The organism is Nitrosomonas sp. (genome assembly GCF_040240425.1).
Classification (GTDB): Bacteria; Pseudomonadota; Gammaproteobacteria; order Burkholderiales; family Nitrosomonadaceae; genus Nitrosomonas.
On the sequence record NZ_QPHG01000044.1, the window covers coordinates 1 to 24,274 of the forward strand.

At 47.4% G+C, this 24,274-nt stretch carries 28 protein-coding genes and 2 tRNA genes; 19 read left to right on the forward strand and 11 right to left on the reverse strand.

Going from position 1 to position 24,274, the window contains the following annotated elements:
* Nucleotides 1–186: 186 nt before the first annotated feature.
* The 5 genes from DU481_RS13425 to rpsU all read right to left on the reverse strand — a co-directional run bounded on the left by DU481_RS13425 (nucleotide 187) and on the right by rpsU (nucleotide 5,278).
* Nucleotides 187–263: transfer RNA gene (locus DU481_RS13425), tRNA-Ile, on the reverse strand.
* A 12-nt stretch (nucleotides 264–275) separates the two neighbouring features.
* On the reverse strand, nucleotides 276–2,549 hold the full coding sequence (gene rpoD, locus DU481_RS13430; RefSeq protein ID WP_350135353.1) for an RNA polymerase sigma factor RpoD: 2,274 nt from the start codon (nucleotides 2,547–2,549) through the stop codon (nucleotides 276–278).
* Nucleotides 2,550–2,637: 88 nt separating this feature from the next.
* Nucleotides 2,638–4,437, reverse strand: coding sequence for a DNA primase (gene dnaG / locus DU481_RS13435; RefSeq protein WP_350135355.1), 1,800 nt, complete (start codon nucleotides 4,435–4,437; stop codon nucleotides 2,638–2,640).
* A 95-nt stretch (nucleotides 4,438–4,532) separates the two neighbouring features.
* The gene (locus DU481_RS13440) at nucleotides 4,533–4,979 is read right to left on the reverse strand and encodes a GatB/YqeY domain-containing protein (RefSeq protein WP_350135357.1); all 447 of its coding nucleotides are present in this window, start codon (nucleotides 4,977–4,979) and stop codon (nucleotides 4,533–4,535) included.
* A gap of 86 nt (nucleotides 4,980–5,065) precedes the next feature.
* Nucleotides 5,066–5,278, reverse strand: coding sequence for a 30S ribosomal protein S21 (gene rpsU, locus DU481_RS13445; protein ID WP_013648785.1), 213 nt, complete (start codon nucleotides 5,276–5,278; stop codon nucleotides 5,066–5,068).
* Nucleotides 5,279–5,540: 262 nt separating this feature from the next.
* Here rpsU and DU481_RS13450 point away from each other — a divergent pair, with 262 nt between their 5' ends.
* Nucleotides 5,541–5,771 carry a sulfurtransferase TusA family protein gene (locus DU481_RS13450; RefSeq protein WP_121166788.1) on the forward strand — a complete coding sequence of 77 codons (231 nt, stop codon included), beginning with the start codon at nucleotides 5,541–5,543 and terminating at the stop codon, nucleotides 5,769–5,771.
* A gap of 95 nt (nucleotides 5,772–5,866) precedes the next feature.
* Here the strand turns inward: DU481_RS13450 and pmbA are convergent, their stop codons facing one another.
* The gene (pmbA, locus tag DU481_RS13455; protein ID WP_350135360.1) at nucleotides 5,867–7,225 is read right to left on the reverse strand and encodes a metalloprotease PmbA; all 1,359 of its coding nucleotides are present in this window, start codon (nucleotides 7,223–7,225) and stop codon (nucleotides 5,867–5,869) included.
* Nucleotides 7,226–7,273: 48 nt separating this feature from the next.
* On the opposite strand from pmbA, the gene yjgA reads away from it, so the two are divergent.
* Complete coding sequence (gene yjgA, locus DU481_RS13460) at nucleotides 7,274–7,819, forward strand: ribosome biogenesis factor YjgA (RefSeq protein ID WP_350135362.1); 546 nt, start codon at nucleotides 7,274–7,276, stop codon at nucleotides 7,817–7,819.
* A 152-nt stretch (nucleotides 7,820–7,971) separates the two neighbouring features.
* Here the strand turns inward: yjgA and rsgA are convergent, their stop codons facing one another.
* From rsgA to DU481_RS13475, 3 genes are read right to left on the reverse strand one after another with little or no spacing between them, the layout of a single operon-like run.
* On the reverse strand, nucleotides 7,972–8,847 hold the full coding sequence (gene rsgA, locus DU481_RS13465; RefSeq protein WP_350135364.1) for a ribosome small subunit-dependent GTPase A: 876 nt from the start codon (nucleotides 8,845–8,847) through the stop codon (nucleotides 7,972–7,974).
* 38 nt (nucleotides 8,848–8,885) lie between these two features.
* Nucleotides 8,886–9,227 carry a 4a-hydroxytetrahydrobiopterin dehydratase gene (locus tag DU481_RS13470; RefSeq protein WP_350135366.1) on the reverse strand — a complete coding sequence of 114 codons (342 nt, stop codon included), beginning with the start codon at nucleotides 9,225–9,227 and terminating at the stop codon, nucleotides 8,886–8,888.
* Nucleotides 9,224–10,480, reverse strand: a complete 1,257-nt coding sequence (locus DU481_RS13475) for a M48 family metallopeptidase (protein WP_350135368.1) — start codon at nucleotides 10,478–10,480, stop codon at nucleotides 9,224–9,226. Before DU481_RS13475 ends, DU481_RS13470 begins: the two co-directional genes overlap by 4 nt.
* A 152-nt stretch (nucleotides 10,481–10,632) precedes the next feature.
* Here DU481_RS13475 and orn point away from each other — a divergent pair, with 152 nt between their 5' ends.
* Together orn and DU481_RS13485 are read left to right on the forward strand one after the other, a co-directional pair.
* Complete coding sequence (gene orn, locus DU481_RS13480; RefSeq protein ID WP_350135370.1) at nucleotides 10,633–11,178, forward strand: oligoribonuclease; 546 nt, start codon at nucleotides 10,633–10,635, stop codon at nucleotides 11,176–11,178.
* Nucleotides 11,179–11,313: 135 nt separating this feature from the next.
* The gene (locus DU481_RS13485; protein ID WP_350135371.1) at nucleotides 11,314–11,697 is read left to right on the forward strand and encodes an EF-hand domain-containing protein; all 384 of its coding nucleotides are present in this window, start codon (nucleotides 11,314–11,316) and stop codon (nucleotides 11,695–11,697) included.
* Between the two features lie 116 nt (nucleotides 11,698–11,813).
* On the opposite strand, the gene DU481_RS13490 is transcribed toward DU481_RS13485, so the two are convergent.
* Nucleotides 11,814–13,214: a M16 family metallopeptidase gene (locus DU481_RS13490; protein ID WP_350135373.1), complete on the reverse strand. Its 1,401-nt coding sequence runs from the start codon at nucleotides 13,212–13,214 to the stop codon at nucleotides 11,814–11,816.
* 83 nt (nucleotides 13,215–13,297) lie between these two features.
* Between DU481_RS13490 and ftsY the strand changes: the two genes are divergently transcribed.
* From ftsY to DU481_RS13560, 14 genes are all read left to right on the forward strand, one after another.
* Nucleotides 13,298–14,323: a signal recognition particle-docking protein FtsY gene (gene ftsY, locus DU481_RS13495; RefSeq protein WP_350135375.1), complete on the forward strand. Its 1,026-nt coding sequence runs from the start codon at nucleotides 13,298–13,300 to the stop codon at nucleotides 14,321–14,323.
* 29 nt (nucleotides 14,324–14,352) lie between these two features.
* Entirely contained in the window at nucleotides 14,353–15,006 is a 654-nt protein-coding gene (ftsE, locus tag DU481_RS13500) for a cell division ATP-binding protein FtsE (RefSeq protein WP_350135377.1), read from the forward strand.
* A complete protein-coding gene (ftsX, locus tag DU481_RS13505; protein WP_350135379.1) occupies nucleotides 15,003–15,914 on the forward strand; it encodes a permease-like cell division protein FtsX in 912 nt (303 codons plus the stop codon). The genes ftsE and ftsX overlap by 4 nt, the downstream gene beginning before the upstream one ends.
* Before the next feature lie 116 nt (nucleotides 15,915–16,030).
* A complete protein-coding gene (rpoH, locus tag DU481_RS13510) occupies nucleotides 16,031–16,876 on the forward strand; it encodes an RNA polymerase sigma factor RpoH (protein ID WP_090321839.1) in 846 nt (281 codons plus the stop codon).
* An 80-nt stretch (nucleotides 16,877–16,956) separates the two neighbouring features.
* Nucleotides 16,957–17,049: transfer RNA gene (locus DU481_RS13515), tRNA-Ser, on the forward strand.
* Between the two features lie 198 nt (nucleotides 17,050–17,247).
* Complete coding sequence (locus DU481_RS13520; protein WP_350135381.1) at nucleotides 17,248–18,459, forward strand: tyrosine-type recombinase/integrase; 1,212 nt, start codon at nucleotides 17,248–17,250, stop codon at nucleotides 18,457–18,459.
* A gap of 97 nt (nucleotides 18,460–18,556) precedes the next feature.
* Nucleotides 18,557–19,075 (forward strand): hypothetical protein, encoded by a 519-nt coding sequence (locus DU481_RS13525; RefSeq protein WP_350135383.1) that lies wholly within the window; start codon nucleotides 18,557–18,559, stop codon nucleotides 19,073–19,075.
* A gap of 121 nt (nucleotides 19,076–19,196) precedes the next feature.
* Nucleotides 19,197–19,427: a helix-turn-helix transcriptional regulator gene (locus tag DU481_RS13530; RefSeq protein WP_350135385.1), complete on the forward strand. Its 231-nt coding sequence runs from the start codon at nucleotides 19,197–19,199 to the stop codon at nucleotides 19,425–19,427.
* Between the two features lie 3 nt (nucleotides 19,428–19,430).
* Nucleotides 19,431–19,934 (forward strand): hypothetical protein, encoded by a 504-nt coding sequence (locus tag DU481_RS13535; protein WP_350135387.1) that lies wholly within the window; start codon nucleotides 19,431–19,433, stop codon nucleotides 19,932–19,934.
* Nucleotides 19,934–21,433: a DUF3631 domain-containing protein gene (locus DU481_RS13540; RefSeq protein ID WP_350135389.1), complete on the forward strand. Its 1,500-nt coding sequence runs from the start codon at nucleotides 19,934–19,936 to the stop codon at nucleotides 21,431–21,433. The genes DU481_RS13535 and DU481_RS13540 overlap by 1 nt, the downstream gene beginning before the upstream one ends.
* Nucleotides 21,434–21,437: 4 nt before the next feature.
* The gene (locus tag DU481_RS13545; protein ID WP_350135391.1) at nucleotides 21,438–21,806 is read left to right on the forward strand and encodes a hypothetical protein; all 369 of its coding nucleotides are present in this window, start codon (nucleotides 21,438–21,440) and stop codon (nucleotides 21,804–21,806) included.
* A gap of 24 nt (nucleotides 21,807–21,830) precedes the next feature.
* Entirely contained in the window at nucleotides 21,831–22,013 is a 183-nt protein-coding gene (locus DU481_RS13550; RefSeq protein WP_350135393.1) for a hypothetical protein, read from the forward strand.
* Nucleotides 22,014–22,082: 69 nt separating this feature from the next.
* Nucleotides 22,083–22,565 (forward strand): hypothetical protein, encoded by a 483-nt coding sequence (locus DU481_RS13555; RefSeq protein WP_350135395.1) that lies wholly within the window; start codon nucleotides 22,083–22,085, stop codon nucleotides 22,563–22,565.
* Between the two features lie 239 nt (nucleotides 22,566–22,804).
* Nucleotides 22,805–23,113 (forward strand): hypothetical protein, encoded by a 309-nt coding sequence (locus DU481_RS13560; RefSeq protein WP_350135397.1) that lies wholly within the window; start codon nucleotides 22,805–22,807, stop codon nucleotides 23,111–23,113.
* Nucleotides 23,114–23,377: 264 nt separating this feature from the next.
* On the opposite strand, the gene DU481_RS13565 is transcribed toward DU481_RS13560, so the two are convergent.
* Nucleotides 23,378–23,656, reverse strand: a complete 279-nt coding sequence (locus tag DU481_RS13565; protein WP_090322893.1) for an HU family DNA-binding protein — start codon at nucleotides 23,654–23,656, stop codon at nucleotides 23,378–23,380.
* Between the two features lie 141 nt (nucleotides 23,657–23,797).
* Between DU481_RS13565 and DU481_RS13570 the strand changes: the two genes are divergently transcribed.
* Nucleotides 23,798–24,007, forward strand: a complete 210-nt coding sequence (locus DU481_RS13570) for a TA system antitoxin ParD family protein (RefSeq protein ID WP_350135399.1) — start codon at nucleotides 23,798–23,800, stop codon at nucleotides 24,005–24,007.
* Nucleotides 24,008–24,274 lie beyond the last annotated feature (267 nt).

Below are 24,274 nucleotides of genomic sequence, written 5' to 3' on the forward strand. Positions count from 1 at the left end.
AACAGGGGAAATCCGGCTACAAAACACCACTGAAAAATGAATTGCCGGGAATTCGTGTTCAAAAAAATGGCAGGATTACCGGGAAATCTGGAAATCACTAATTGTTCAGCGCTTCCCTAGGCGACACAATCGCGTCACATCAGAAATAAAAAAGAGGCTAGATAATTATCTAACCTCTTGGTTTATTGGTGGGTCTGGTAGGACTTGAACCTACGACCAAGGGATTATGAGTCCCCTGCTCTAACCAACTGAGCTACAGACCCTTATTTCTTATTTTAATTGTTGCCGGTATCCAAGAAGCTGCGTAAACGTTCAGAACGAGCGGGGTGGCGCAACTTGCGTAGCGCTTTAGCTTCGATTTGACGAATGCGTTCACGGGTAACATCAAATTGTTTGCCGACTTCTTCCAAGGTGTGGTCGGTGTTCATTTCAATGCCGAAACGCATGCGCAACACTTTGGCCTCACGCGGTGTTAAAGAATCCAAAATGTCCTTAGTGACGCCACGCAAGCTAGCGTAAACTGCCGCATCTGCAGGCGCCATCGTGGCTGCATCTTCGATAAAATCACCCAAATGCGAATCTTCATCGTCACCAATCGGGGTTTCCATGGAAATTGGCTCTTTGGAGATCTTAAGAATTTTACGAATTTTCTCTTCGGGCATCTCCATTTTCTGCGCCAATACCGCCGGCTCAGGCTCTTGTCCGGTTTCCTGTAAAATCTGACGTGAAATACGATTCATTTTATTAATCGTTTCAATCATATGCACCGGAATCCGGATGGTTCTGGCCTGATCCGCAATGGAGCGGGTGATTGCCTGGCGTATCCACCATGTAGCATATGTTGAAAATTTATAACCGCGCCGGTATTCAAATTTATCCACCGCTTTCATAAGGCCGATATTGCCTTCTTGAATGAGATCGAGGAACTGCAATCCGCGGTTGGTGTATTTCTTGGCAATCGAAATTACCAACCGTAAATTGGCTTCCGTCATCTCGCGCTTGGCCCGGCGCGCTTTCGCTTCGCCAGTCGACATTTTGCGATTAATCTCTTTTAAGTCTTTGATCGGAATACCAACCTTGTTTTTGAGTTCCAGCAAATTCCGCTGCTCTTCCAGAATCGCAGGTTTATAGTGTTCAAGCGCTTGACTATAAGGCTTTCCAATGCCGATTTCTTGCGCTACCCAATCAAGATTGGTTTCATTTCCAGGAAACGTTTTGATGAAGTGATTTCTGGGCATTTTTGCTTTGGATACGCACAAATCCATTATCCTGCGCTCATAGTTGCGCACATCTCCTACGAGTTCGCGCTGAGTATCACAGAGTTTCTCTACCATTTTCGCCGAGAACCGGATACCCATCAGTTCGGATGAGATTTTATCCTGAAGCTCAATATAACCTTGATGATAAGGCCCCTCTTTCTCAAGCAGGGCTTGCATTTCGGTATATATTTCACGGATTACCGTGAAACGCTCCAATGCATCTGCTTTAAGTTTCAACAAATCCGCACTGGCAATTGATGCACCATCACCATCTTCATCTTCGTCGTCATCGCCAAGATCGCTGGAAGCTAACTCCTGTTCGAGAGATTCCTCTGAAAATTCCTCATTCGTGATGTCTTGCGCATTGGCGTCCAATAGTCCATCAACCACTTCATCAATGCGTAATACATCTTTCTCAACTTCCGTAGCCAGATCGACAATTTTCGCGATGATCGGAGGACAAGCCGAAATCGCCTGAATCATATGACGCAAACCGCCTTCAATGCGTTTTGCGATTTCAATTTCACTTTCACGCGTCAGCAAACCTACCGAACCCATTTCGCGCATGTACATCCGCACGGGATCTGTTGTCCGCCCAAACTCGGAGTCTACCGTAGAGAGCGCTGCCTCCGCTTCTTCCGCCACATCTTCATCAGCCACGGTAGTTGCAGCATCGGACATCAGCAATGTTTCCGCATCCGGCGCTTCATCATGCACAGAGATGCCCATATCATTGATCATACTGATGATGCCTTCTATTTGCTCAGCATCCAGCATATCATCGGGCAAATGATCATTGATTTCGGCGTAAGTCAGATAGCCACGCTCTTTGCCTAGTCCGATCAGAATTTTCAAGCGCATGCGCCGCGCTTCGATATCTTGCGGTTGCGGATTACCGCCTTCAATAACGGAAACTGAGTCTATATCATCAATCGAATCCAGTCCTCCCGCCGCCTTATTCTTTTTGGGTGTTCTGCCCCTGGCTTTCTTGCCTGTATTGAACTCAATCTCATCGCCGCCAAGTATTGCTTGAGAAAATTCTGCCGCACTGCGGGTTGGTTTAACCGGTGCTTCTTTTATTTCAGCAGAATCGATTGCATCTAGACTGATTGCTTTCTCATTTGTTTTTTTACCGGTCGCTTTAACACTTTTTTCAGTTTTAGCTGTTAATTTTTTAGACTCTACTTTTTCTACCATTTCATCGCCGGTATCTTTTATTTCCTGAGCTGTTGATTTTTTAATACTTTTATTATCTTTATCTTTTGATTCGACCGCTTTTGTTTTTGGCATATTGGATTCCCAATAATTTGGATGAATTAAAAGCTGAAAGCACAAGATTATATCAAAATTCGATATTACTGACACCTAATAACTAGTTTCACCGTACTGCTAATCGTTGAAGCTCTCGCTTTTCTTCATCACTTAACATGTTCAAAGGCTTGTTATGTAATTCAGCCATACGTTTTTTATGCTGTATTTGTTGCAGTTTTTTTAATGTATCTAGAAACTCGATTTCCAACTCTTCTGAGTTACTCCATTCCAAGGTTTCACTCTCAATATTCTCCAAAAGAGTTCTGCATGTTTTATCCTGAAAATGCGCCGCCACTGAGAATGTTGATTTATTTTCAATTAAGTAAGGGTGTGTATCGAAAAAATTAACTAAAATTTTTAATGCAGTGACTTCTTCATTTTTTTCGCTCCATTCGACAAGTAAATCACGCTCAAGTTTAGTCATATAACTCGGGTCGTATAATAGGATCCGAATCAATCGGCGGTAAAGTGTAACAATTTGTTTTGTGCTTCTCTTTCCTGTCTTATGAGCTGCTGTTGCACGTTTTATCTGCAGTAACTCATCCAATTCCCCTTGATCAATCTCGCTAAGCTCCGCTAAGCGCCTGGTCAATATCAGTGATAGAGCCGGCGCTGTGACTTGTTGCAGTAGCGGCTTTGCATCGCTGATCAATTTTGCGCGGCCTTCGCTGGTTTGAAGATTGACTTCTGAGCATAGCTCCTTGAATAGAAATTCCGATAACGGCAGAGTTTGTTTAAGCTGCTGTTCAAATGATTCTTTGCCAAATTGATTGATATAGCTATCCGGGTCTGCGCTCTCGGGCAAAAAAAGAAAACTCAGATATTTGCCATCGGATAGCAGGGCCAGGCTATTCTCGAGTGCGCGCCAAGCTGCTTTTCTGCCCGCTTTGTCACCATCGAAGCAGAAAATAATGTTATCTGTCTGACGCAAGAGTTTTTGTATATGAAAACTCGTCGTCGCGGTACCCAAGGCGGCTACTGCATGATCAATTCCGTGTTGCGAGAGGGCTATGACATCCATATATCCTTCTACAACAATGACGCAATTCGCTTCACGGATAGCTCGGCGCGCCGAGAAAAGGTTATACAGTTCACGTCCCTTTTCAAATAAAATCGTTTCGGGGGAGTTCAGATACTTAGGCTCTTCTTTGGCAAGCACACGGCCGCCAAAGCCAATGATCTGCCCTTTCTGATTAAGGATCGGAAACATGATCCGGTCCCTGAACCGATCATATTGTTTGGTTTCACCGCTGGTAATGACCAGTCCCGCTTGCGTCAATAATTTCCGGGTTTTATCAGAATTATAATCAGAAAAAACCGCTTCAAGATTCTGCCAATCCGCAGGCGCATAGCCAATGGCAAATCGTGCCGCCGTTTTACCGGATAGACCCCGCTTTTTAAGATAGGCGATGGCTTTTTCGGAAACCTTGAGTTGCTCGCGGTAATAGCGAGTGGCGATTTGTAGTGCATTTAGCAGGTCTTGCAGCGATATTTCAGCGTTGTTATGGTCATAATCGCTTGCGAAATCCTGTTGTGAGTCATCTGAAGCAGAATGATGAGAAATATTACTGCTTTGTTGCTCCGGCAATTGCATACCGGCGTAAGCCGCCAGATCTTGCACTGCTTCGATAAAGCTTAAGCCGCTATATTCAATCAAAAAACTGATCGCATTACCATGCGCGCCGCAACCAAAGCAATGGTAAAACTGCTTGGATTGACTGACGGTGAATGAAGGAGTCTTTTCGCTATGGAACGGACAACAGGCAACAAAATTAGCACCCGCTTTCTTCAGCGGGACATGACGATCAATCGCATCGACAATATCCACGCGACTGAGTAAATCATGTATAAAAGATTGCGGAATCATCTACCCGGAGCTGTCAATAACAATCAGCTTCAAGTATAAATAAATTGCAATCGTTGTGGTTTGTTTTAAGAATAATCCGGAACAGTCAATCGGTATCAGGTGGATATCTTAGCTTTTATGAGCGCCGACACTTTACCCATATCAGCACGGCCGGCCAATTTCGGTTTCAGTATGGCCATAACTTTACCCATATCCTGCATACTGGCTGCATTCGTCTCTGAAATTGCTTCGGTTATCAATGCATCGATTTCAGAATCGTTTAATGCTTGCGGCATATAGGCACTGAGAATTGCAACCTCCTCTTTCTCAATATTGGCCAGATCCAATCTCTGCGCGGCTTCATACTGAGTAATAGAATCCTTGCGCTGCTTGAGCATTTTTTCAATAACCGCAATGACAGCCGCATCATCAAGTACTATGCGTTCATCCACTTCACGCTGTTTGATTGCAGCTTGCAGCAAACGGATAGTATCCCGCTGCTTGGTGTCACCCGTGCGCATCGCTGCTTTCATATCTTCCGTGATTTTCTGTTTTAAGCTCATGATAAATGGACGCAATTAATCGATTATCAACTCATCATTTTGAAAAAACGCTACCGGAAGAGAAACCGGTATTAATATATAACGATTTAATAAAGCTTAGGCGGTAATAACTGGCTGCGTAAGCGCTTGTAATTCCGCTTCACAGCTGCTGCTAGCTTGCGTTTGCGTTCTGCGGTCGGTTTTTCATAAAATTCACGAGCACGCAATTCGGTCAGTATTCCTGTTTTCTCGATTGAACGCTTAAAGCGGCGCATAGCAACTTCAAATGGTTCGTTTTCCTTAACTTTAATTGTCGTCATAAATTGGCAAAATCCTCGATAACTTTGATTGAATAACAAGATAAAACAAAAGGCCGGGATTATAACACCAAGCGATTTATTCTAAAAGAATTAGTTGTGAAAATTAGATTCACTGCAGCCAGGAGAAACCTTGAATCAACCATACGACACGTCATCACAGCCCCCTGGCACTAAGATATAAAACACCGGATAAGCTACCTCCGCTCTTTGAATCCGCCCACACAGACAGTATAGTAATGCACCCAAACATCATGACTGAGAAATGCAGAAAGCAGATAAAGAGTTAGATGCGCGCGGCTTGAATTGCCCGCTGCCCATTCTACGCACCAAGCAATCACTGGCCGGGATGGTCAGTGGACAAATATTAAGAATTGTTGCAACAGATCCGGGTTCCGTGATCGATTTTCAGGTTTTTGCCGAACAAACCGGAAATGAATTGTTATCGTTGTCTGAGATAGACAAAGAGTTCATTTTTTTGCTGAAAAAGCGATAAGCGGGGAGATCCGGTTAAACTTCCGATCAACGAGCCGCACCCGTCAATTTACCTATCGCTCGCTCAATACGCCGCAATACCTTCATGCAGCGTTTTCAACCTCCGGCTACCGTCATGCGGTTGATCAATACCGAACCGCACTGTTTCGACCCGCGCACTATGACATCGTTACCGATGACCACGATGTTCCGGAACATATCTTTCAGATTACCAGCAATGGTGATTTCTTCGACCGGATAACTGATTGCACCGTTTTCGACCCAGAACCCGGAAGCGCCGCGCGAATAATCCCCAGTGACCGCATTGATGCCGTGCCCGAGCAATTCCGTGACGAGTAAACCGGTGCCCATCTGCTTCAGCATCGCGTCAAAGCTCATTGCTGCGCCATTTTGCATGATCAGATTGTGCGTGCCACCAGCGTTTCCGGTGGTGCGCATGCCGAGTTTGCGCGCGGAGTAACTGCCCAGAAAATATCCCCGTACAATACCGTTTTCCACAATGTTACGATCGACGGTTGCGACGCCATCGTCGTCGAATGGACCGCTCGCCAGCCCTTTGTGCAGATGGGGGCGCTCCAGAATCTGGATATCCGGCGCGAAAACCTGCTGGCCGATGCTATCCAGCAAAAAGGAAGATTTTCGGTACAGGTTGCTGCCACTCACCGCCGAAGCGAAATGCCCGATCAAGCCCGAAGCAATCGGCGCTTCAAACAATACCGGCACTTCGCAGGTGCCGATTTTTCTCGCGCCTAAACGCGCCGCGCTGCGCTTGCCCGTTTTTTCGCCGATGCTTTGCACCGTTTCCAAGTCGGCAGCGTCACGCGCCACGCTGTACCAATAGTCGCGCTGCTTGCTGTCGCCTTGCTCAGCGATCATGGCACAACTGATGCTGTGGCGCGACAGCGGATAACCGCCCATGAATCCCAAACTGTTGGCATAAATAAATTGCGATTCGCTGACGGAAATGGTCGCGCCCTCGGAATTGGTAATGCGTTTGTCCGCAGCGTATGCGGCTTGTTCGCACTGCTTCGCCAGTTCGATGGCTTCTTCAACGCTGATTTGCCACGGGTAATATAAATCTAAGCTCGGGTAGTTTTTCGCCAGCAATTCCGCTTCCGCCAATCCGGCGCAATCGTCGTCCGCGGTGTAGCGGGCAATCGACAACGCGGCGGTAACCGTGTCGCTGATCGCCTGCGGGGAAAAATCGGAGGTGCTGGCGTGGCCACGCTTCTGTCCGATATACACCGTCACGGACAGGCCTTTGTCACGATTGTATTCAATCGTTTCCACTGCATCCTGGCGCACCGTGACGGTTTGACCGAAGCCATCGGAAACATTGGTTTCACAGGCGCTGGCACCGCCTTTTTGCGCATGTTGCAAAATATCGCGGGCGATTTGTTGCAGTGTGCTTATGGGATATGAAAATCGGGTATTGGAAACGGATAAATTATTCATGTCGTGCAATAAAGATGAAAATATAAGCGGATTTCAAACGAGGAAGCTATGATAACAGCTTATTCACACCGCATTACACAGGTTACCGTGCAAAAAGAACCGGAATACGACGACAACGAAGAAAGCGCGCCGAGTAAAACAAAGCGCAAAAAAGACATGCACGCCTTGCAGGAAATCGGCGAGCAACTGGTGGAACTGGATCCGAAAAAACTGACAGAGTTTGATTTGCCGGAAACTTTAATCGACGCCATCAACCAGGCCCGGCCCATGCAAAAACACGGTGCGCGGCGGCGTCAGATGCAATACATTGGACGCCTGATGCGCGACATCGACGCGCTGCCGATCCAGCAAAAGCTCGACTCCTGGCATCAAACATCGGTGCACCAAACCGCCCGCCTGCACCAGCTTGAACGCTGGCGCGAACGGCTGCTGAACGATGACAACGCACTCACCGAATTTGCACAGAAATATCCGCAAGCCGACTTGCAGCGCCTAAGACTGCTGATCCGTAACGCGCAAAAAGAAAAGGCAGCGGAAAAGCCACCCAAGAGTTTCCGGTTGTTGTTTCAGGAGTTGCAGGGGATTATTGAGTAATAGTGCTGCTCCACTACTTACTGGATTTTTGCGAACAATGCTGCCAGATACAGAATTGCTGGCAAAACCGCTCATCTCTCGCGGGCTGACATCATAAAGCATTGAATAGATGTCGCCCCCGAATGTTATTACCCAATATTTATATCACGTGATCAAACACTTGCACTAAACTCATCGTGTCGCAATAGTTTCTGATAAAAAGCTAAACGCTTAGGATGAATTTTCCCTTGTTGTACTGCCAATAACACAGCACAACCGGGTTCCCGGGTATGGTGGCAATCATTGAATTTACATCGCCCGATATAAGGATGAAACTCCATGAAGCCCCACGCTAGATTTTCTGCTTTGATATGATTCAGGCCGAATTCCTGGAAACCGGGTGAATCGATGATGGCGCTGTTGCCATCGAGATGATAAAGATGCGAATGGGTGGTGGTGTGGGTGCCGGAATCGAGCGCTAATGATATTTCCGCGGTAGCGCGTCTGGCTTCGGGTATCAATGCATTGAGCAATGTGGATTTGCCCATGCCGGATTGCCCAGCCAAAACACTGAGGTGGCCTGACAAATAAGGCCGAAGCGCCGAAATATCCTGTGTTGCGCTTAATTGCAATACGGCATAACCAAGATCTTGATACAACGAAAGCGTTTCCATCGCCGTTTGGGTCGGTTCGATCAGATCAGCTTTATTCAGTATGATCAATACCTTGATGTTCTCACTTTCTGCCGCAACCAGACAGCGGTTGATCAGTTCCTCGCTGAAACTGGGAGTAGCCGCGACTACAATGATGATTTGCGTGACGTTGGCGGCGATGATTTTTTCCTTAAACGCGTCGCTCCGGTAAAGCAATGAAGTGCGTTGCTGTACCGTTTCAATCACGCCTTGACCAACGGTAGTCAACTGATATTCCACAAGGTCGCCACAAGCAATCCCGCTTTTTTTGCCGCGCATGACACAAGAGATGGTTTCTCCCGTTGCTGTTTCAACCGAATAGTGTCTGCCGAATGCGGCAACCACTTGTCCAGTCAAACACTTCGTTTGTGGCTTGTTTTTTCCGGAGCGAGCGCTCAAATTGAGAACAACTTATCGATTTTCGCCGCACAGATAAAATCATTCTCGGATAAGCCGCCGATCGCATGCGTGGTATACGTGACCACGCATTGATTGTAGCCCACCAGCATATCGGGATGATGATCTTCGCGATGCGAAATCCATGCTACCGCATTCACAAACGCCATGGTTTGGTAGTAATTCTTGAACGCGTAGGCTTTGCTGATCTGTTTGTCTTGCAACTGCCATCCTTCAATTTGCTGCAAAAAAACCGAAACTTCCGCGCCCGACAGCGGCGGTACGCCGCCTTCACACGGTTTGCATTGCTTGGAAGCTAAGTCGCATACGTTATTACTCATGCTTGCCCCTGACTTTGTAAGTGCGCCACACGAATAGCCGCAGGTGGGTGTGAATCATAAAATGCGGAATGCAGCGGATCCGGCGTGAGTGTTGCGGCATTGTCCTGATACAGTTTGACCAGTGCGTGAATCAGATCATCTGCCGAAGCATTTTGCGCGGCATAAGCATCCGCCTCAAACTCGTGTTTACGCGAGTAAATGCTCGATATCGGATGCAGCAGGAAAGTAAACACCGGCATCACCAGGAAAAACAGCAACAACGCCATCGCGGTTGACGGCACGGCTGCAACCGTTACACCCAGCCCCTCATAAAACCAGCTTTGCCCCATCAGAAAACCGAGCAGCCAGAGAAACGCCAGACTCATCGCGAACGAAATTACAATACGTTTGATCACGTGACGGTGTTTGAAATGCCCCAATTCGTGCGCTAATACCGCTTCAATCTCGCTTGGGTTCAGACGCGCCAGCAAAGTATCGAAAAAGACAATACGCTTGGTTTTACCGAAACCGGTGAAATACGCGTTGCCGTGATTGCTGCGGCGCGAACCGTCCATGACGAACAAGCCGCTGGCTTTGAAACCGCATTTACTCATCAATTGCTCGATGCGCGTTTTCAGCGTGGCATCTTCCAGCGGGGTAAATTTGTTAAACAACGGCGCAATCCACGTTGGAAAAATTGCCAAGACGAACAAATTAAAAGCGATCCAGGCAAACCATGCGTACAACCACCAGCTTTCGCCCATTTTCTCCATCAACCACAGCACGCAAAATAACAAAGGCGCCCCCAGCAATAAACCCAATACGGATTGTTTAATCAGATCGGTAAAAAACATTGCTGGCGTCATTTTATTGAAACCATATTGTTCTTCGATCACAAAAGTGCGGTAGTAATTCAGCGGAATGTCAGCGGCGCTCATAATGAAGAATGTGCTGATAATCAATACCATGCCATGCAAAATGGGATCGCTTAACCAACCTACCCAGAATTCACTCAAGGCATTCAAGCCGCCGCCCAAGGTAATTACCAGCAACAGCGCAACATGCAGCAGTATGCCCGGATAACCCGCGCGCGTCTTGGCGCAGGTGTAATCGGCAGCCTTCTGGTGATCGCCTAAACTGATCTGACTGGCAAACTCTTCCGGCACCTTGCCCCTATGCGTGCGTACATGACCGATATGTCTTGCCGCCAGCCAGATTTGAGTCAGCGTTGTCAGTAATAATGCGAAAATAAAAACCAAAGTAAATGTTTGCATAGTAGTTTGTTTTAAGCGCTAAAGTTTGAATTCATTCAATATTCAATGATCACTGCCAAATAACCCGGACATTCCCAGTCTGTTTAAAAGTGACGGACTGATGGCGATATGACACAATTAAACGCATTGCATTCAAAAAAATCAAAACAATTATGGCACAAGATAACAATAACCTCATCTGGGTCGATATGGAAATGACCGGACTCAATCCGGATACCGATCGTATCATTGAAGTCGCTCTGGTGATTACCGATTCACAACTTAATACTATCGCCGAAGGCCCGGTTCTGGTCGTGCACCAGCCGGATGAAGTGCTGAACGGCATGGATAAGTGGAATCAATCGACACATTCCAAATCCGGCCTGATCAGCAAAGTAAAAGCGTCGCACCTCAACGAAGCGGAAGTGGAAGCGCAACTGATCGAATTCTTGAAACTGCATGTACCCACCGGCGCATCACCGATGTGCGGCAATTCGATCTGCCAGGACCGGCGCTTCATGGTTCGCTCAATGCCAAAACTGGAAGCTTATTTTCATTACCGTAACCTGGATGTCAGCACGCTCAAAGAACTCGCCAAACGCTGGAAACCGCAAATTGCGTCAGGTTTTTCCAAAGACAGCAAGCATGAAGCTTTGTCCGACATTTATGATTCCATCAACGAATTGAAATATTACCGCGAGCATTTTATCGTTACCTGATCTCACGCTCTCCGCGGCATCACATAACATAATATTGAAATGGTTTTCCGAACTTTACGGGGAGAACCGTTTCTAAAAAACCGAAAGAAAATTTTGCTCTTTCATTCATTGACTATCTCATTTAGGAGAAACAAGATGCGCCACAAAAGAAATTTGGTTTCTATCGCCATTGCAGCTGTCTTTTTACTCGCAGGCAATGCAACCACGGTATTGGCCGCTGATGCCACGCAAAGCAGCAGTCACCAACATCAAAGCGGACAAGCTGCGGGTCATAGTCATGGCGATGCAAAGTCGGGTGATGAGCACGGCCATCAGTGTGAACATATGGGGCCAGTGGATACGAACAAAGATGGCAAAATCAGCAAGGAAGAGTTTATGAAACACCATGAAGCCATGTTTGACAAAAAAGATGCCAACAAAGACGGAGTTATTGATCAATCGGAAATGCATCGCATGATGGATCATATGCATAAACATGGAAATACGGAGCAATCCAAAGACAGCGCTCATAGTCATTGAGTCGGAAACAAACAACGCTTAGAAGCTTATCAATATTCCTCAGCGCTTCACCCTGACAGCCGCTCAAATTCTCAGCAATTCAATGCGACTGTCAGCGTTTCAAGGATTCAACTGACTTAATGTCTTAAACCGCTAGGTACTTTCTCGGGCGCTCTTTTTTCCAGCGGTTGCGGATCCAAAACCGCCACGGTCAAACTATCGTCATTGAAATACTTTTTCGCCACATCGCGTACTTGCGCAGCAGTAACAGCTTTCAGCTTTTCCAGAATGATATCGATATCGCGGTAAGACAATCCGGTGCTTTCCAGCCTCCCCAGTTGCATGGCTTGGGAAAAGGTAGAATCACGCTGATACACATGACCGGCGACAACCTGTGCCTTTACGCGCGCCAATTCATCTTCAGTGACGCCATCTTTGGTGATTTTCTCGATTTCCTTGCGCAAAGCCTGTTCCAGCTCAGCAACCGTTTTACCAGCACGCGGCACCGCGCTCAGAAAGAAAATACTTGGACCGCGCGCCATCGCGCTGTAGCCCGCGTTAGCCGAATTAGCAATCTGACTTTCACGCACCAAACTTTTATTCAGCCTAGCCGATGCATGGCCGTCCAGCACACCTTCCAGTATTTCCAGCGCATACGGCTCCCAGTCTTCCATGACGTTTCTAATCGTCGGCGCATGATACCCCATCATCAGATAAGGAAGTTCCGCCGGTGCCTTGACGATGATGCGCTTAGTGCCTGTTTGCGGCGGCTCGATTTGGGGTTTGCGGGCATTGAGCGGCAATAAAGGATGCTTAGGGATAGTGCCATAGTTTTTTTGCGCCAGCCGGAATACTTCATTGGCATCGACATCACCGACTACAATCAATATCGCATTGTTAGGCGCATACCAACGGTCATACCATTCGCGCGCATCTTCCAGGCGCATATTCTCCAGATCATTCATCCAGCCGATAATCGGGTTTTTGTACGGATGCGCTTGATACGCAACCGACATCATTTTTTCATACAGCAGTGAACGGGCCTGATCTTCCGTACGCAACCGGCGTTCCTCCATCACCACTTTAATTTCTTTTGAAAACTCTTCCTCGGTCAGAATCAAATTGCGCATCCGATCCGCTTCCAGCTCCATCGCCATGGGCAAGTGATTCTTATGCAATTGCTGGTAATAGGCAGTGTAATCGTAACTGGTAAAGGCATTCTCCCGCCCGCCCGCAGCGGCGATCTTCTTTGAAAAATCGCCATTGGGAACTTTCTCCGTCCCTTTGAACATCATATGCTCCAGCACATGCGCCACACCAGTGACACCATTTACTTCATCGATACTGCCCGCTTTGTACCAGACTTGCGTCACCACCACCGGTGAGCGATGATCCTGCTTAACAATCAATCTCAGGCCATTATCGAGTAAAAATTCATGCGGATTGGCAACCGCCCTGGATGAAATCAGCAGAATCGCGATGAATAACCCGGAAAAAGAAAAAAAGCGATGTACAGTAAAACAATAATCAGGTTTCATTTTTACCAACCAAAATGTGAGTAAACAGAATAAAATTAGGCTTTGAGAATTTCCAATGTCTATCAGTAGAAGAGCCTACCAGAATGTTTAGTTTTTTTAAATCCAAAAAAAATCCCGCAGATTCCACTGAAACACCGGTTTCTCCCGATGTTGAGTCCGAATCCAAGCCGGAGGAATCAATAAGCTTCGCGGCTAAACTCAAGCAAGGGTTGGCGCGCACCCGGCAAAATTTAGGTAAACAGCTATCGGGCTTATTCGGCGGCGGCAAAATCGATGAGGCGCTTTATGAGGAACTGGAAACTATTTTATTAACCTCCGATATTGGCGTCAGCGCAACGCAACAATTGCTTGAGAATCTGCGTAAACAAGTCAAGCGCGATGCCCTGACGGACTCGGCGCAACTCAAGGAAGCACTGAAGGAATCGCTGATTGCCATGCTGGAACCGCTGGCGCAGCCGCTGGATACTACCACACATAAACCTTTCGTCATCATGATCACAGGCGTCAACGGCGTAGGTAAAACCACGTCGATTGGCAAACTGGCCAAATATTTCCAGACTGAGGGAAAATCGGTATTGCTGGCTGCCGGCGATACTTTCCGAGCCGCTGCGCGCGAGCAATTGATCGCTTGGGGGGAACGCAACAATGTCACCGTGATTGCGCCGGATAGCGATCCGGATAAAAAAGGCGATCCGGCGGCGGTGATTTTTGACGCGGTCAATTCAGCTAAAGCGCGCGGCATCGATATCGTGCTGGCGGATACCGCCGGGCGGTTAACCACGCAACTGCATTTGATGGAGGAGATCAAAAAAGTCAAACGCGTCGTCGCCAAAGCGATGCCGGATGCGCCGCACGAAGTATTGCTGGTGCTCGATGCCAATACCGGACAAAACGCCATCACGCAAGTCAAGGCGTTTGACGAAGCACTGGATGTCACCGGTCTGATCCTGACCAAATTGGATGGCACCGCCAAAGGTGGCGTGGTCGCGGCAATTGCCGGGCAGTACCCAGAAAATCCACCAGCATTACGTTTTATTGGTGTCGGCGAAGGTGTGGATGATTTAAGGCCATTTGACGCACGGCAGTTTGTTGATGCATTGTTTGATTAAACACTACGGATAGCATAAGGCATAGGCCGATGATCACTTTCAAAAATGTCTCCAAACGTTATCCCGACGGGTATGTGGCGCTGAATAACGTTGACCTCACGGTTGAATCCGGTGAAATGGTATTCCTGACCGGTCACTCGGGCGCGGGGAAAAGCACGTTATTAAAACTTATCGCCGCCATCGAACGGCCAACATCCGGCACCATCACGATTAGCGGGCAGAATATCGCCCAGCTTAAACCGGCCGCCATCCCCTATATGCGCCGCAAAATCGGTTTCATTTTTCAGGATCATAAGCTGCTGTTTGATCGCAGCGTTTTTGATAATGTCCTGCTACCGCTGCAAATCAGCAATTTTGATAACAATACCGTAGCTGCCCGTGTTCGCGCCGCTTTGGATAAGGTGGGTTTACTAAAAAAGGAAAAATCCATGCCAATTGCACTATCAGGCGGGGAAAGACAGCGCTTGTGCATCGCGCGCGCCGTGGTCCATCGTCCGGCTATTCTGATTGCCGATGAACCCACTGGCAATCTGGATGTTGAATACGCCCGGGATATCATGACCATGTTCACCTCATTCAACCAAGTGGGCGTCACCGTGCTGATTGCAACGCACGATGCTTCGCTGCTGGAAGATACGCAACATCGCATTTTGTCACTCAAACAAGGAAAACTGGCGGCATGATACGCGCATGGCTGACGCAACACGGGTTTGTGTTCTTTCTGACGCTCAAACGGCTGATTTCAACGCCGGTTACCAGCTTCCTCAGCATTATTGTGATGGGCATTGCCCTCAGCCTCCCGGCTGGCATTTACGTGCTCATGCAAAACCTGCAGGTCATCTCCGGACAAACTGCGGATTCCCCGCAAATAAGTTTGTTTCTTAAGCTTGATATGACACAAGATAGCATTGAGAAAGTGAATCAGCGCTTGGAAGAAAATCCGCAAATCCAGACAATCCAATTTATTCCCAAAGACGTCGCGCTCCAACAGTTACAACAAAGTGCCGGACTCACGGATATCACCGCCAGCCTGATGCGCAATCCACTTCCGGATGCTTTTGTTATTCACACTCTGGAAAACAGCACCGAAGCATTGGAACAATTGCGCACGATCATACAAAGCTGGCCGGAAATCGAACACGTGCAATTTGATTCCGCATGGATCGAACGCCTGAATGCCTTACTCGATCTCGCCCGTTTTGCCGTGCTGATGCTGGCAACGCTATTAAGCATTGCGATTATCGCGATCATGTTCAACACCATTCGCCTGCAAATTCTTACCAAGCGCGATGAAATTGAAATATCCAAACTCATCGGCGCTACCGACAGTTTCATCCAGCGCCCTTTTCTCTATTTCGGTGCGATTCAGGGATTGGCGGGAGGCGCTACCGCATGGCTTATCATGGCACTGGCCATCCGCACGCTCAATGAAGAGCTCATCACCCTTGCGCAACTTTATCGCATTGATTTGCAACTACAACACCTCTCCTCAGCTGACAGTATCAGCATGCTATTGTTTTCCGCTTGGTTAGGATGGTTAGGCGCCCGCATCTCCGTTGCAAGCCATCTCTGGCAAATAGAACCCAAATAAACCGGGCGTTAAGCACGAACTTTTCAAAAATTTGGCACTCTCATTCCGGGAGTGCTAGAATGTGTTTAATTAAAAACTGAAGAGTTAGCACAATCCATAATCAGGAGATTATTACAATGACGAATGCTCTAACACTGCCCTCAATGGGTGGAAGTATAGAAAGTTATATTCAGTCTGTTAATTCTTTCCCTATTCTTTCGCAAGAGGAAGAAACCAGTCTGGCCCGGCGTTTGTGGAATCAGGGCGATCTCGAGGCTGCGCAACAGCTGATTTTGTCGCACTTGCGTTTTGTAGTCGCAATCGCGCGCGGTTACAAAGGCTATGGCCTTCCGCAAGCCGACTTGATTCAGGAAGGTAATATCGGACTGATGAAAGCCGTTAAACGGTTCGACCCTGAACGTGGCGTGCGCTTAGTATCATTTGCCGTTCACTGGATTAAAGCGGAAATTCACGAATTCATCATGCGCAACTGGCGCTTGGTTAAAATAGCCACCACCAAACAGCAACGTAAACTGTTCTTCAACTTGCGCAGCATGAAGCAAGGATTGGACACAATGAACCCGCAAGAAGTGGATGCAATGGCCACGCAACTAGGGGTTAAATCCGAAGAAGTGGTGGAAATGGAAAAGCGTTTCAACGGCTCGGATATTTCGCTGGAACCCATTTCGGATGAAGAAGACGATGCATTCAGCCCGATCAGTTATTTAACCGACGGTGAAGAGCCATCCCAGATTCTGGAAAATGAGCAAATCACGCACTTACGCGAAAAAGGTCTGCAACAATCGCTCGCATGTCTGGACGATCGCAGCCGCCATATCATTGAAGCGCGCTGGTTAAGGGAAAAAGATACCGCGACGCTGCATGATCTTGCTGCGGAATTAGGCGTATCCGCAGAACGCGTTCGTCAAATTGAAGCCAAAGCGCTGCAAAAAATGCGTGGCGCGTTAGCAACAACGGCATAACGCGAACATGTAAATTTACCTCGTTTCAGATACCGGTTTGATCTCAACAAGCTCAAACCGGTGTATCATTCCCACCCCAAGGAGAGGTACCGAAGCGGTCATAACGGCGCTGACTCGAAATCAGATGGTCAAGGTAACTTGGCACATGGGTTCGAATCCCATCCTCTCCGCCAAAGATGCGCCAATTAATACCCAGCAACACCAACAAGACCCGCATAAATGTTAAGTTTAGCGGGTTTTTTGTTAACCGTAGGCAACCATGTGAAATGTGAGTAACACACCAAATTTGTGTGTAACTTTGTGAGTAACTATAATACTCATAAAAAAGTTACTCACATTTTTGCGCTATCCAACAGGATAAAGGCACTCACATGAAACTGACCGATTCAATCATCAAAGCGGCAAAGCCCAAAGAAAAGGATTATTCACTAGCAGACGGTCACGGATTGGCTTTACTGGTGAAAACTTCCGGCGCGAAATGGTGGCGGTATCGATACCGTTTTAATGACACGCCCAAAATGCTTTCAATCGGCGTATATCCTGACGTTTCACTCAAAGAAGCACGCAATCAACACGCACGCCTGAAAGAACTGCTGGCGCAAGGCGTAGACCCTTCAGAGAACCGCAAAGAAGAAAAACAGCAAGCAGCCATTGCAGCCGCCAATAGTTTTGAATCGGTGGCGCGTCTTTGGTGGAATCACTGGGGTCACGACAAGACAGAACGCCATGCAGGCTACACGATCCGGCGGCTGGAAGCGGATGCATTCCCGGTCATTGGTCATAAACCCGTGAATGAAATCACCGCAGCCCAGTTCATAGCGATGGTGCGCAAGGTTGAATCACGTGGTGCGCTGGATATTGCCAAGCGTGTATTGACGATGTGCGGGCAGGTTATGCGCTATGCCGTGGCGCATGGATTGGCGGAGCGTAATCCGGCGGCTGACATAAAACCTTCCGATGTACTGAAGCCCGCCAAGAAAACCAATCACAAGCGGTTGAGCGAGAAAGAATTACCTGAATTGCTGCGTAATATCGATGGTTATGACGGGCAACCACTCACCCGCCTTGCATTGCAGCTTATGGCATTAACGTTTGTTCGCACGGGTGAATTGATTGGCGCACGATGGAATGAAATCGACCTGACCAAGAAAGAATGGCGCATACCAGCCGAACGCATGAAGATGAAAACCCCGCATATCGTACCCTTGAGCAACCAGGCAATAACGGTACTGGAAGAAATCCACAAGCTGGCGGCTGATGATGTGCTGTTATTCCCCAGCGAACGAAGAGACGGCAAGACCATGAGCAATAACACGATTCTTTACGCACTTTACCGGCTGGGGTATCACGGCCGCATGACCGGCCACGGATTCCGGGGGATAGCGTCAACGATCCTTCATGAACAAGGATTCAATCATGACCATATCGAATTGCAGCTTGCACATACACAACGCGATGCAGTAAGCGCGGCATACAACCATGCGCTTTACTTGGACCCGCGGGCACACATGATGCAGGCATGGGCGGATTATCTGGATAAGCTGAAAGCCGGGGCGGAAGTATTGCCGTTTAGAGCTGCGTAACTGGTTTAGCTGTGCCTACTCCGACGGGAGGAAAACGAGTTTCCCTGACTCACTGGCACGGCTTCCTATAATTCAGGGCCGTATTAAGGGAATACGAATGAAAACCAAAGAAAAGAAGGATAGGCCTAATCCAATCATTAAAGAGATGCTTCAGCCCGTGGCTTTACCCGCCATCGGTTCAACCATTGCCAAATTCAATGCCGAATTTTCTGGAATTTCACGATTAGGATCAGAATCTATACGACTGGAAATGGAATCAATCGAAGCTATCTGCGAACATTTTGAACGCCTTCTGTTAGATGAAAGATTATTAAAACGCCCCCGTAATCATCGAGCCATGAGGGAATTCTATGAAGAATTGATGGATCAGGCCGCTGGAAAACTTGAGGTTTTATTAGCTTCAGAGCAAGCCAAGAAAACTGCAAAGAAAGGAGCCAAAGGCAGGGCAGATTTTTACGCAAAGCAAAAACAAGCTGTTCAGAATTATTATCGTGAGAATAGGAAATCTTACAAAAACAAAGATGAAGCGGCCATAGGGCTCGACGGAAAAAAGCTGAATGGCATTCAAATCACCGTTGGATTCAGAACAATAAGAAAATATTTGACAGGAGTCTAACCTCCCCCTCTTTGCTTAGCAAACGGCTACCTTTTGCTTAGCAAAGGGGATTACCTTCCATTAAATAGCCTTTTAATCTCTCCATACCGTGATGCACGGGTTAAACAATGGAGTGCTACTAATGGCAAGAACTCAAGAATTACCAAAACCAGAAACATTACCAGCAACCGGCAAAAGCCGGTTTTCCCAATTCAAGAAATTCATTCCTGTAAGCAAAGAGAAGTTCAGGCAACTATGCAAGGAAGGCCGCGCCCCGCAGCCTGAACGCATGGGCATTCGTTGCACCTTCTACGATAACGGAGAGCTTCACAGATGGCTTGCTGATCCCGTCAATTACCGGGCGGGAGAATGAGCCATGCAGACACCAACAAAAAAGCCGCACCCGGCGGGGGTAGCGGCTGGAATAAACTCACATTCGGATTATAACACTCATGACATATTGAACGAAGTCACAAGCCGCTTGAAGGGCATTATCAAACGTCACAACGGCGGCATGCTGGCATTCTGTCCGTCTCACGATGACCGGAAAGGCCGCAGTCTTGCAGTAAGTGAAGGCCGCGAAGGGCAAATACTTCTTCATTGCTTTGCTGGATGTTCGGTCCATGAAATAACTGGCGCCATTGGCTTGAATGCCGCCGATCTTTTCCCGCGCACCGAAAGCAAATACGATCCCAAGACACGCTCTTTCTTTAATGAATGGCAAATACTTTCCACCCTTCAACATGATGCAACGGTTGTTTTAATCGCTGCACGCTGGATGTTGACCGGTAAGCCATTGCCTGAATCTGATGCTGATTTTTTATCGAAAGCAGTTATCAGGATTAACGAAGCAGTCAGCTATTCAAGGAGATTCAAGTAATGAATGACCTTGAGAGCCAAGCGCTTGAAATGATGAGTAGCAACGAAAAAGAATCAGAACAAGCAGCAATAAAACGCCTTGCTATGCTATCTCCGATTGAATACGACCGGGCAAGAAAGCAGGAAGCTGAAAAGCTTGGAATCAGTGTCAGTGCTTTGGATAAAGCGGTAAATGCAGCCAAACGAAATGAAATCGACGATTCCGGTTTTCCGAATGTTGAACCGTGGGAATATCCGGTGAATCCGGGGGAATTGCTCAGTGACATATCAGCGACCGTTCACCGTTTCATTGTGTGCAATAAAGAAACTGCGGATGCAGTGGCACTATGGGCAAGCATGACATGGTTCATTGACGTGATACAGGTTGCACCGCTGGCAATCATCACCGCGCCTGAAAAACGATGCGGCAAGACTCAGCTATTAACGATATTGGGCAAGTTGTCATACCGGCCATTATCCGCCAGCAGCATCAGCCCAGCATCGCTCTATCGTGCAATCGAGGCATGGCAACCAACCCTGCTACTTGATGAAACCGACGCATTCATGAAAGAAAACGAGGAGCTGCGCGGTGTGATTAATTCCGGCCATAGCCGTGATAATGCTTACGTCATCCGAACCGTAGGCGATGACCACACCCCCAAAAGATTCAGCACATGGGGAGCCAAGGCATTATCCGGAATCGGCCACTTATCAGATACTTTGATGGATAGAGCCATCATCCTGGAATTGCGGCGGAAGCTGGTTCATGAGACTGTCGACCGGTTGCGATACGCTGAACCTGATCTGTTTCTAACGTTAACCAGTAAGCTGGCACGCTTTGCCGACGATTACCGCGAACAAGTCAGGCGGGCAAGGCCAATGCTACCCGACGCGTTAAACGACCGCGCACAGGATAACTGGGAGCCGTTATTGGCTATTGCGGGATGCGCTGGCAGTGAATGGCTTGACCGTGCAAACCAGGTAGCTTTAAAGCTGTCCGCCGGTGACAAGTCAGCCAGTATCAGCAATGAACTATTGGCAGATATTCAGGAAGTGTTTGAATCGAAGCGCGCCAACAAGATCAGCACCGCCGATCTGATTAACACTTTGATAGAGGATACCGAAAAAAGCTGGGCAACCTATAACCGAGGCAAGCCGTTGTCACCCAAGCAACTGGCAAACAAGTTAAGAGATTACGGTATTCAATCGAAGTTAGTTCGCAACGGTTATGATGTTTATCGTGGCTTTGAATTGGCACAGTTTGAAGAATCCTTTTCCCGATACCTCACCCCTGTTTTATCCGTTACAACGTTACAACCCAATAACAGCAACGGTTTGCACGTAACAAATGAAAAATGCGTAACTGTTACAAACAGCCTAAGTGTTACAAATCAATGTAACGATGTAACAGCATGTAACGTTACAGAAAACGATCCTGTTACGCTGAAACCCGCACCAGATAAGGATTGTAACACTGTAACACATAGAACACCCCCAGCTAAGAAGATAGTGAGGATATAGATAAATGGAAGCAGCGGAAATCATCGAATATTTACGGGATAGGGATTTGACAATTACCCTGACCGATGGCGATAGCCTTGAACTGTCACCAGCGGAAAAAATCACACATGAACTGATTGAACGGTTACGCAAGCACAAACCGGCAATCATTGAGGAACTGAAGCGCGAACAACGCCGGGAAAAAGTATTGCGAATGCTGGAAGAAAATCCAGGAACTCAGCGGGCATTTGTGACCGATACCGAGAGCGACAGGCATAACGTGATTCTGACCATAGCGATCAAGGATAAGTACAGCTTTGAAATGCTTATTCCGAAATCGAAATATGATCCCTTCGCTATGCTCGAATTACTTGAAAAGGGACCGCTTCAATAATAACAATCTAATGGAGTACAAAGCATGGACACAGAAAAAGAAGTGAAGCCAATGAACGAAGCCGCGGCAATAAACGAAACATTGCACCGTGTGGCACGGAAGGTGCATCCGCTGGCGCAAGATGACAGGCAAGCAATACAAACCGACACCAGGGACCCTGACACTTTTTCCGGCTTGCGGGCAATCAGACCCGCAGCTTTTCGCTAGTTCCAAGCGTTTACAAAGGGGATTCCGCTTCCGATCTTCCGGAAGTAACCCGATACGGGAATCAAATCAATGACAACACAAATTGAAATAGCCCAGCACCTTGATTTATCTACCAGGCAAATCCGTGAACTTCAATCAGCCGGGGTGTTCTCAAAGAGCGCCACATTGGATGAAGCACGGCTTGCTTATATTCGCCGGTTGCGGGAGCAGGCCGCCGGGCGTGCTGCGACAAATGGATTGGACCTAGCGAGCGAACGGGCACGATTGGCGAAAATGCAGGCGGATAAGCTGGAAGCTGAATTAGCGGCCAAGCGCGGCGATATGATTTCACTTGCTGAAGCTGTAATGGGGTGGAGTGATTTAGTAAACGCTTTCCGGCAAAAGATGCTTTCCTTACCGGTACGGGCCAGTGATTCAATTCCGGGGATTGCCGATCGGCGTAACGCGGAGCGTATCCTTACCGGTATGGTTTATGAAGCGCTCTCTGAACTTTCACGCTGGAAGCCTGACGGTACCGAAGAATTCGAAACCGAAGCAGCGGGCAATATTTGACAGTGTAACCGTTCAGGATTATTGTTCGGGCAAGTGCTCAAAACACTTCAACAAGCGGCCATATCCCGCGCCCGATAGTCTGCGGTTTTTTTACGTCCATAGTTTGCCTATGGCCGGGTGTTAGGCTAATAAAACACCTGATCCGTCAGGAAATACGCCAGCCGTCTTGTTGCGGTTTTGAGCCCCCGGCCACCCTCTCAAAAGGGGTGAAATTCAAAATATCAACAAGGAGGCCAAGCATGGCTGTTAAATCAACAAGTGCGCCCGCACGTCGCAAATCCAAATCAGTTGCACCAACCTCAACCCCTGCCAATGTAGTGCACTTGGATCCCAAGCGAAAGAAGCTTAAAAAATATCAGTGGCAAGCCGAACTGATTGAGTTCATGAAATCGCTATCCCCAGACGAAACCACACTGATTAAGAGATTCACGAATCTGCTTTGCGAACGACCGGAAACAAAGCGTGCACAGCTTCAGCCGTGCGAATTGATTCAATTACCTTCTACTAAAAAGCATTCTTCCAAGTTCGAGGAAATAAAAACGGTTTAGGTTGAACCTTCCCTCAAATTGAGGATAGGAAAAAAGGGGGGTACTTTTCAAAATGTGAGTAACTTTGTGAGTAACTTTTGATTTCTGAATAGTTAGACTGGCTCAAATAGGAGTTATAAGAGAATTTTATGACTCCCATCCTCCTACCATCTTCAATCATGATTTGATTGAAGACACCGTCATCAATGACAAGGCTAGAGATATGGGGTCAAAATTGCACGAAAGCAGCAAACCCCATCCCTAGTGAATTCAGTTTTAATCCATTTATTTCTTCGCCACTGCACTCTTGAAAGTAGCGCCTGCGGAGAATTTTGGTGCGATTGTTGCAGCGATCTGGAGTTTTTCACCTGTCTTGGGATTTTTACCTTCACGGGCAGCACGCTGAACTGATTTAAACGAACCAAAACCAGGCAGCGTAACATCATCACCTTTAGCAACGGTTTCAACGATGGTATCAAGTACTGCATTCACGGCACGCGCTGCATCGGCTTTGGTTAAGTTAGTGCGGCTGGCAATCTCTTCGATCATTTCAGTTTTATTCATCGCTTAAAATACTCAGGTTGGTTAAAAGACGTGCAGTATAGCTGTTTAAGCCATTTCAGAACAAAACTGAGTATAAAATATTTGCCAGATTCATTTGTGGTACCAATTGAGCCAAAATGGCTCTTCAGTTTGGAGATTACTATGTCCGTAAACGTGAAGCTATCAGAAAGCCTAGTCGCCCAGGCCAAGCGCTACGCGCAAACCCAGCATCGTTCAGTACCCAAGCAAATCGAATATTGGTCGCAGATTGGCAAGATCGCTGAGGAAAATCCTGATTTACCGTTTAATATGATCCGCGACATACTGATCGCCGATCAAGAAGAATCCTCCAACGAGTATCAGTTCGATTGATGCGGTTATAGTCACACCGGCATTTGGATAATTTGAAGCTGCTGGCCTTCGGGCCTCACGAGAATTTTTATCGTGATCTTAAGCGGCATGAGAAACAATATTTATCAGGAATGGAATTTCTAGCTGCATCGTTACGTGCGGGTTTGCTGGCGAAGTATAAAGTGTAAGAATTCCTAGCGTTGTTTACAGTATTCAGGAGAATACTGTAGATGAACATACACAAACGCACTCGCTTAACATTATTGGATCGTCAGGAAATCTGGCGGC

Bases quoted from the DNA above. Each gene is read 5' to 3' on its own strand.
- ftsE (WP_350135377.1), top strand. From the start codon at position 14,353: ATGATCACTTTCAAAAATGTCTCCAAACGTTATCCCGACGGGTATGTG.
- DU481_RS13485 (WP_350135371.1), top strand. From the start codon at position 11,314: ATGCGCCACAAAAGAAATTTGGTTTCTATCGCCATTGCAGCTGTCTTT.
- rpoH (WP_090321839.1), top strand. From the start codon at position 16,031: ATGACGAATGCTCTAACACTGCCCTCAATGGGTGGAAGTATAGAAAGT.
- orn (WP_350135370.1), top strand. From the start codon at position 10,633: ATGGCACAAGATAACAATAACCTCATCTGGGTCGATATGGAAATGACC.
- DU481_RS13540 (WP_350135389.1), top strand. From the start codon at position 19,934: ATGAATGACCTTGAGAGCCAAGCGCTTGAAATGATGAGTAGCAACGAA.
- ftsX (WP_350135379.1), top strand. From the start codon at position 15,003: ATGATACGCGCATGGCTGACGCAACACGGGTTTGTGTTCTTTCTGACG.
- DU481_RS13530 (WP_350135385.1), top strand. From the start codon at position 19,197: ATGGCAAGAACTCAAGAATTACCAAAACCAGAAACATTACCAGCAACC.
- DU481_RS13570 (WP_350135399.1), top strand. From the start codon at position 23,798: ATGTCCGTAAACGTGAAGCTATCAGAAAGCCTAGTCGCCCAGGCCAAG.
- rpoD (WP_350135353.1), bottom strand. From the start codon at position 2,549: ATGCCAAAAACAAAAGCGGTCGAATCAAAAGATAAAGATAATAAAAGT.
- rpsU (WP_013648785.1), bottom strand. From the start codon at position 5,278: ATGACGACAATTAAAGTTAAGGAAAACGAACCATTTGAAGTTGCTATG.
- yjgA (WP_350135362.1), top strand. From the start codon at position 7,274: ATGATAACAGCTTATTCACACCGCATTACACAGGTTACCGTGCAAAAA.
- DU481_RS13525 (WP_350135383.1), top strand. From the start codon at position 18,557: ATGAAAACCAAAGAAAAGAAGGATAGGCCTAATCCAATCATTAAAGAG.
- DU481_RS13520 (WP_350135381.1), top strand. From the start codon at position 17,248: ATGAAACTGACCGATTCAATCATCAAAGCGGCAAAGCCCAAAGAAAAG.
- DU481_RS13440 (WP_350135357.1), bottom strand. From the start codon at position 4,979: ATGAGCTTAAAACAGAAAATCACGGAAGATATGAAAGCAGCGATGCGC.
- DU481_RS13535 (WP_350135387.1), top strand. From the start codon at position 19,431: ATGCAGACACCAACAAAAAAGCCGCACCCGGCGGGGGTAGCGGCTGGA.
- DU481_RS13490 (WP_350135373.1), bottom strand. From the start codon at position 13,214: ATGAAACCTGATTATTGTTTTACTGTACATCGCTTTTTTTCTTTTTCC.
- DU481_RS13450 (WP_121166788.1), top strand. From the start codon at position 5,541: ATGCAGAAAGCAGATAAAGAGTTAGATGCGCGCGGCTTGAATTGCCCG.
- DU481_RS13475 (WP_350135368.1), bottom strand. From the start codon at position 10,480: ATGCAAACATTTACTTTGGTTTTTATTTTCGCATTATTACTGACAACG.
- DU481_RS13565 (WP_090322893.1), bottom strand. From the start codon at position 23,656: ATGAATAAAACTGAAATGATCGAAGAGATTGCCAGCCGCACTAACTTA.
- DU481_RS13545 (WP_350135391.1), top strand. From the start codon at position 21,438: ATGGAAGCAGCGGAAATCATCGAATATTTACGGGATAGGGATTTGACA.
- DU481_RS13550 (WP_350135393.1), top strand. From the start codon at position 21,831: ATGGACACAGAAAAAGAAGTGAAGCCAATGAACGAAGCCGCGGCAATA.
- dnaG (WP_350135355.1), bottom strand. From the start codon at position 4,437: ATGATTCCGCAATCTTTTATACATGATTTACTCAGTCGCGTGGATATT.
- DU481_RS13470 (WP_350135366.1), bottom strand. From the start codon at position 9,227: ATGAGTAATAACGTATGCGACTTAGCTTCCAAGCAATGCAAACCGTGT.
- pmbA (WP_350135360.1), bottom strand. From the start codon at position 7,225: ATGAATAATTTATCCGTTTCCAATACCCGATTTTCATATCCCATAAGC.
- DU481_RS13555 (WP_350135395.1), top strand. From the start codon at position 22,083: ATGACAACACAAATTGAAATAGCCCAGCACCTTGATTTATCTACCAGG.
- ftsY (WP_350135375.1), top strand. From the start codon at position 13,298: ATGTTTAGTTTTTTTAAATCCAAAAAAAATCCCGCAGATTCCACTGAA.
- DU481_RS13560 (WP_350135397.1), top strand. From the start codon at position 22,805: ATGGCTGTTAAATCAACAAGTGCGCCCGCACGTCGCAAATCCAAATCA.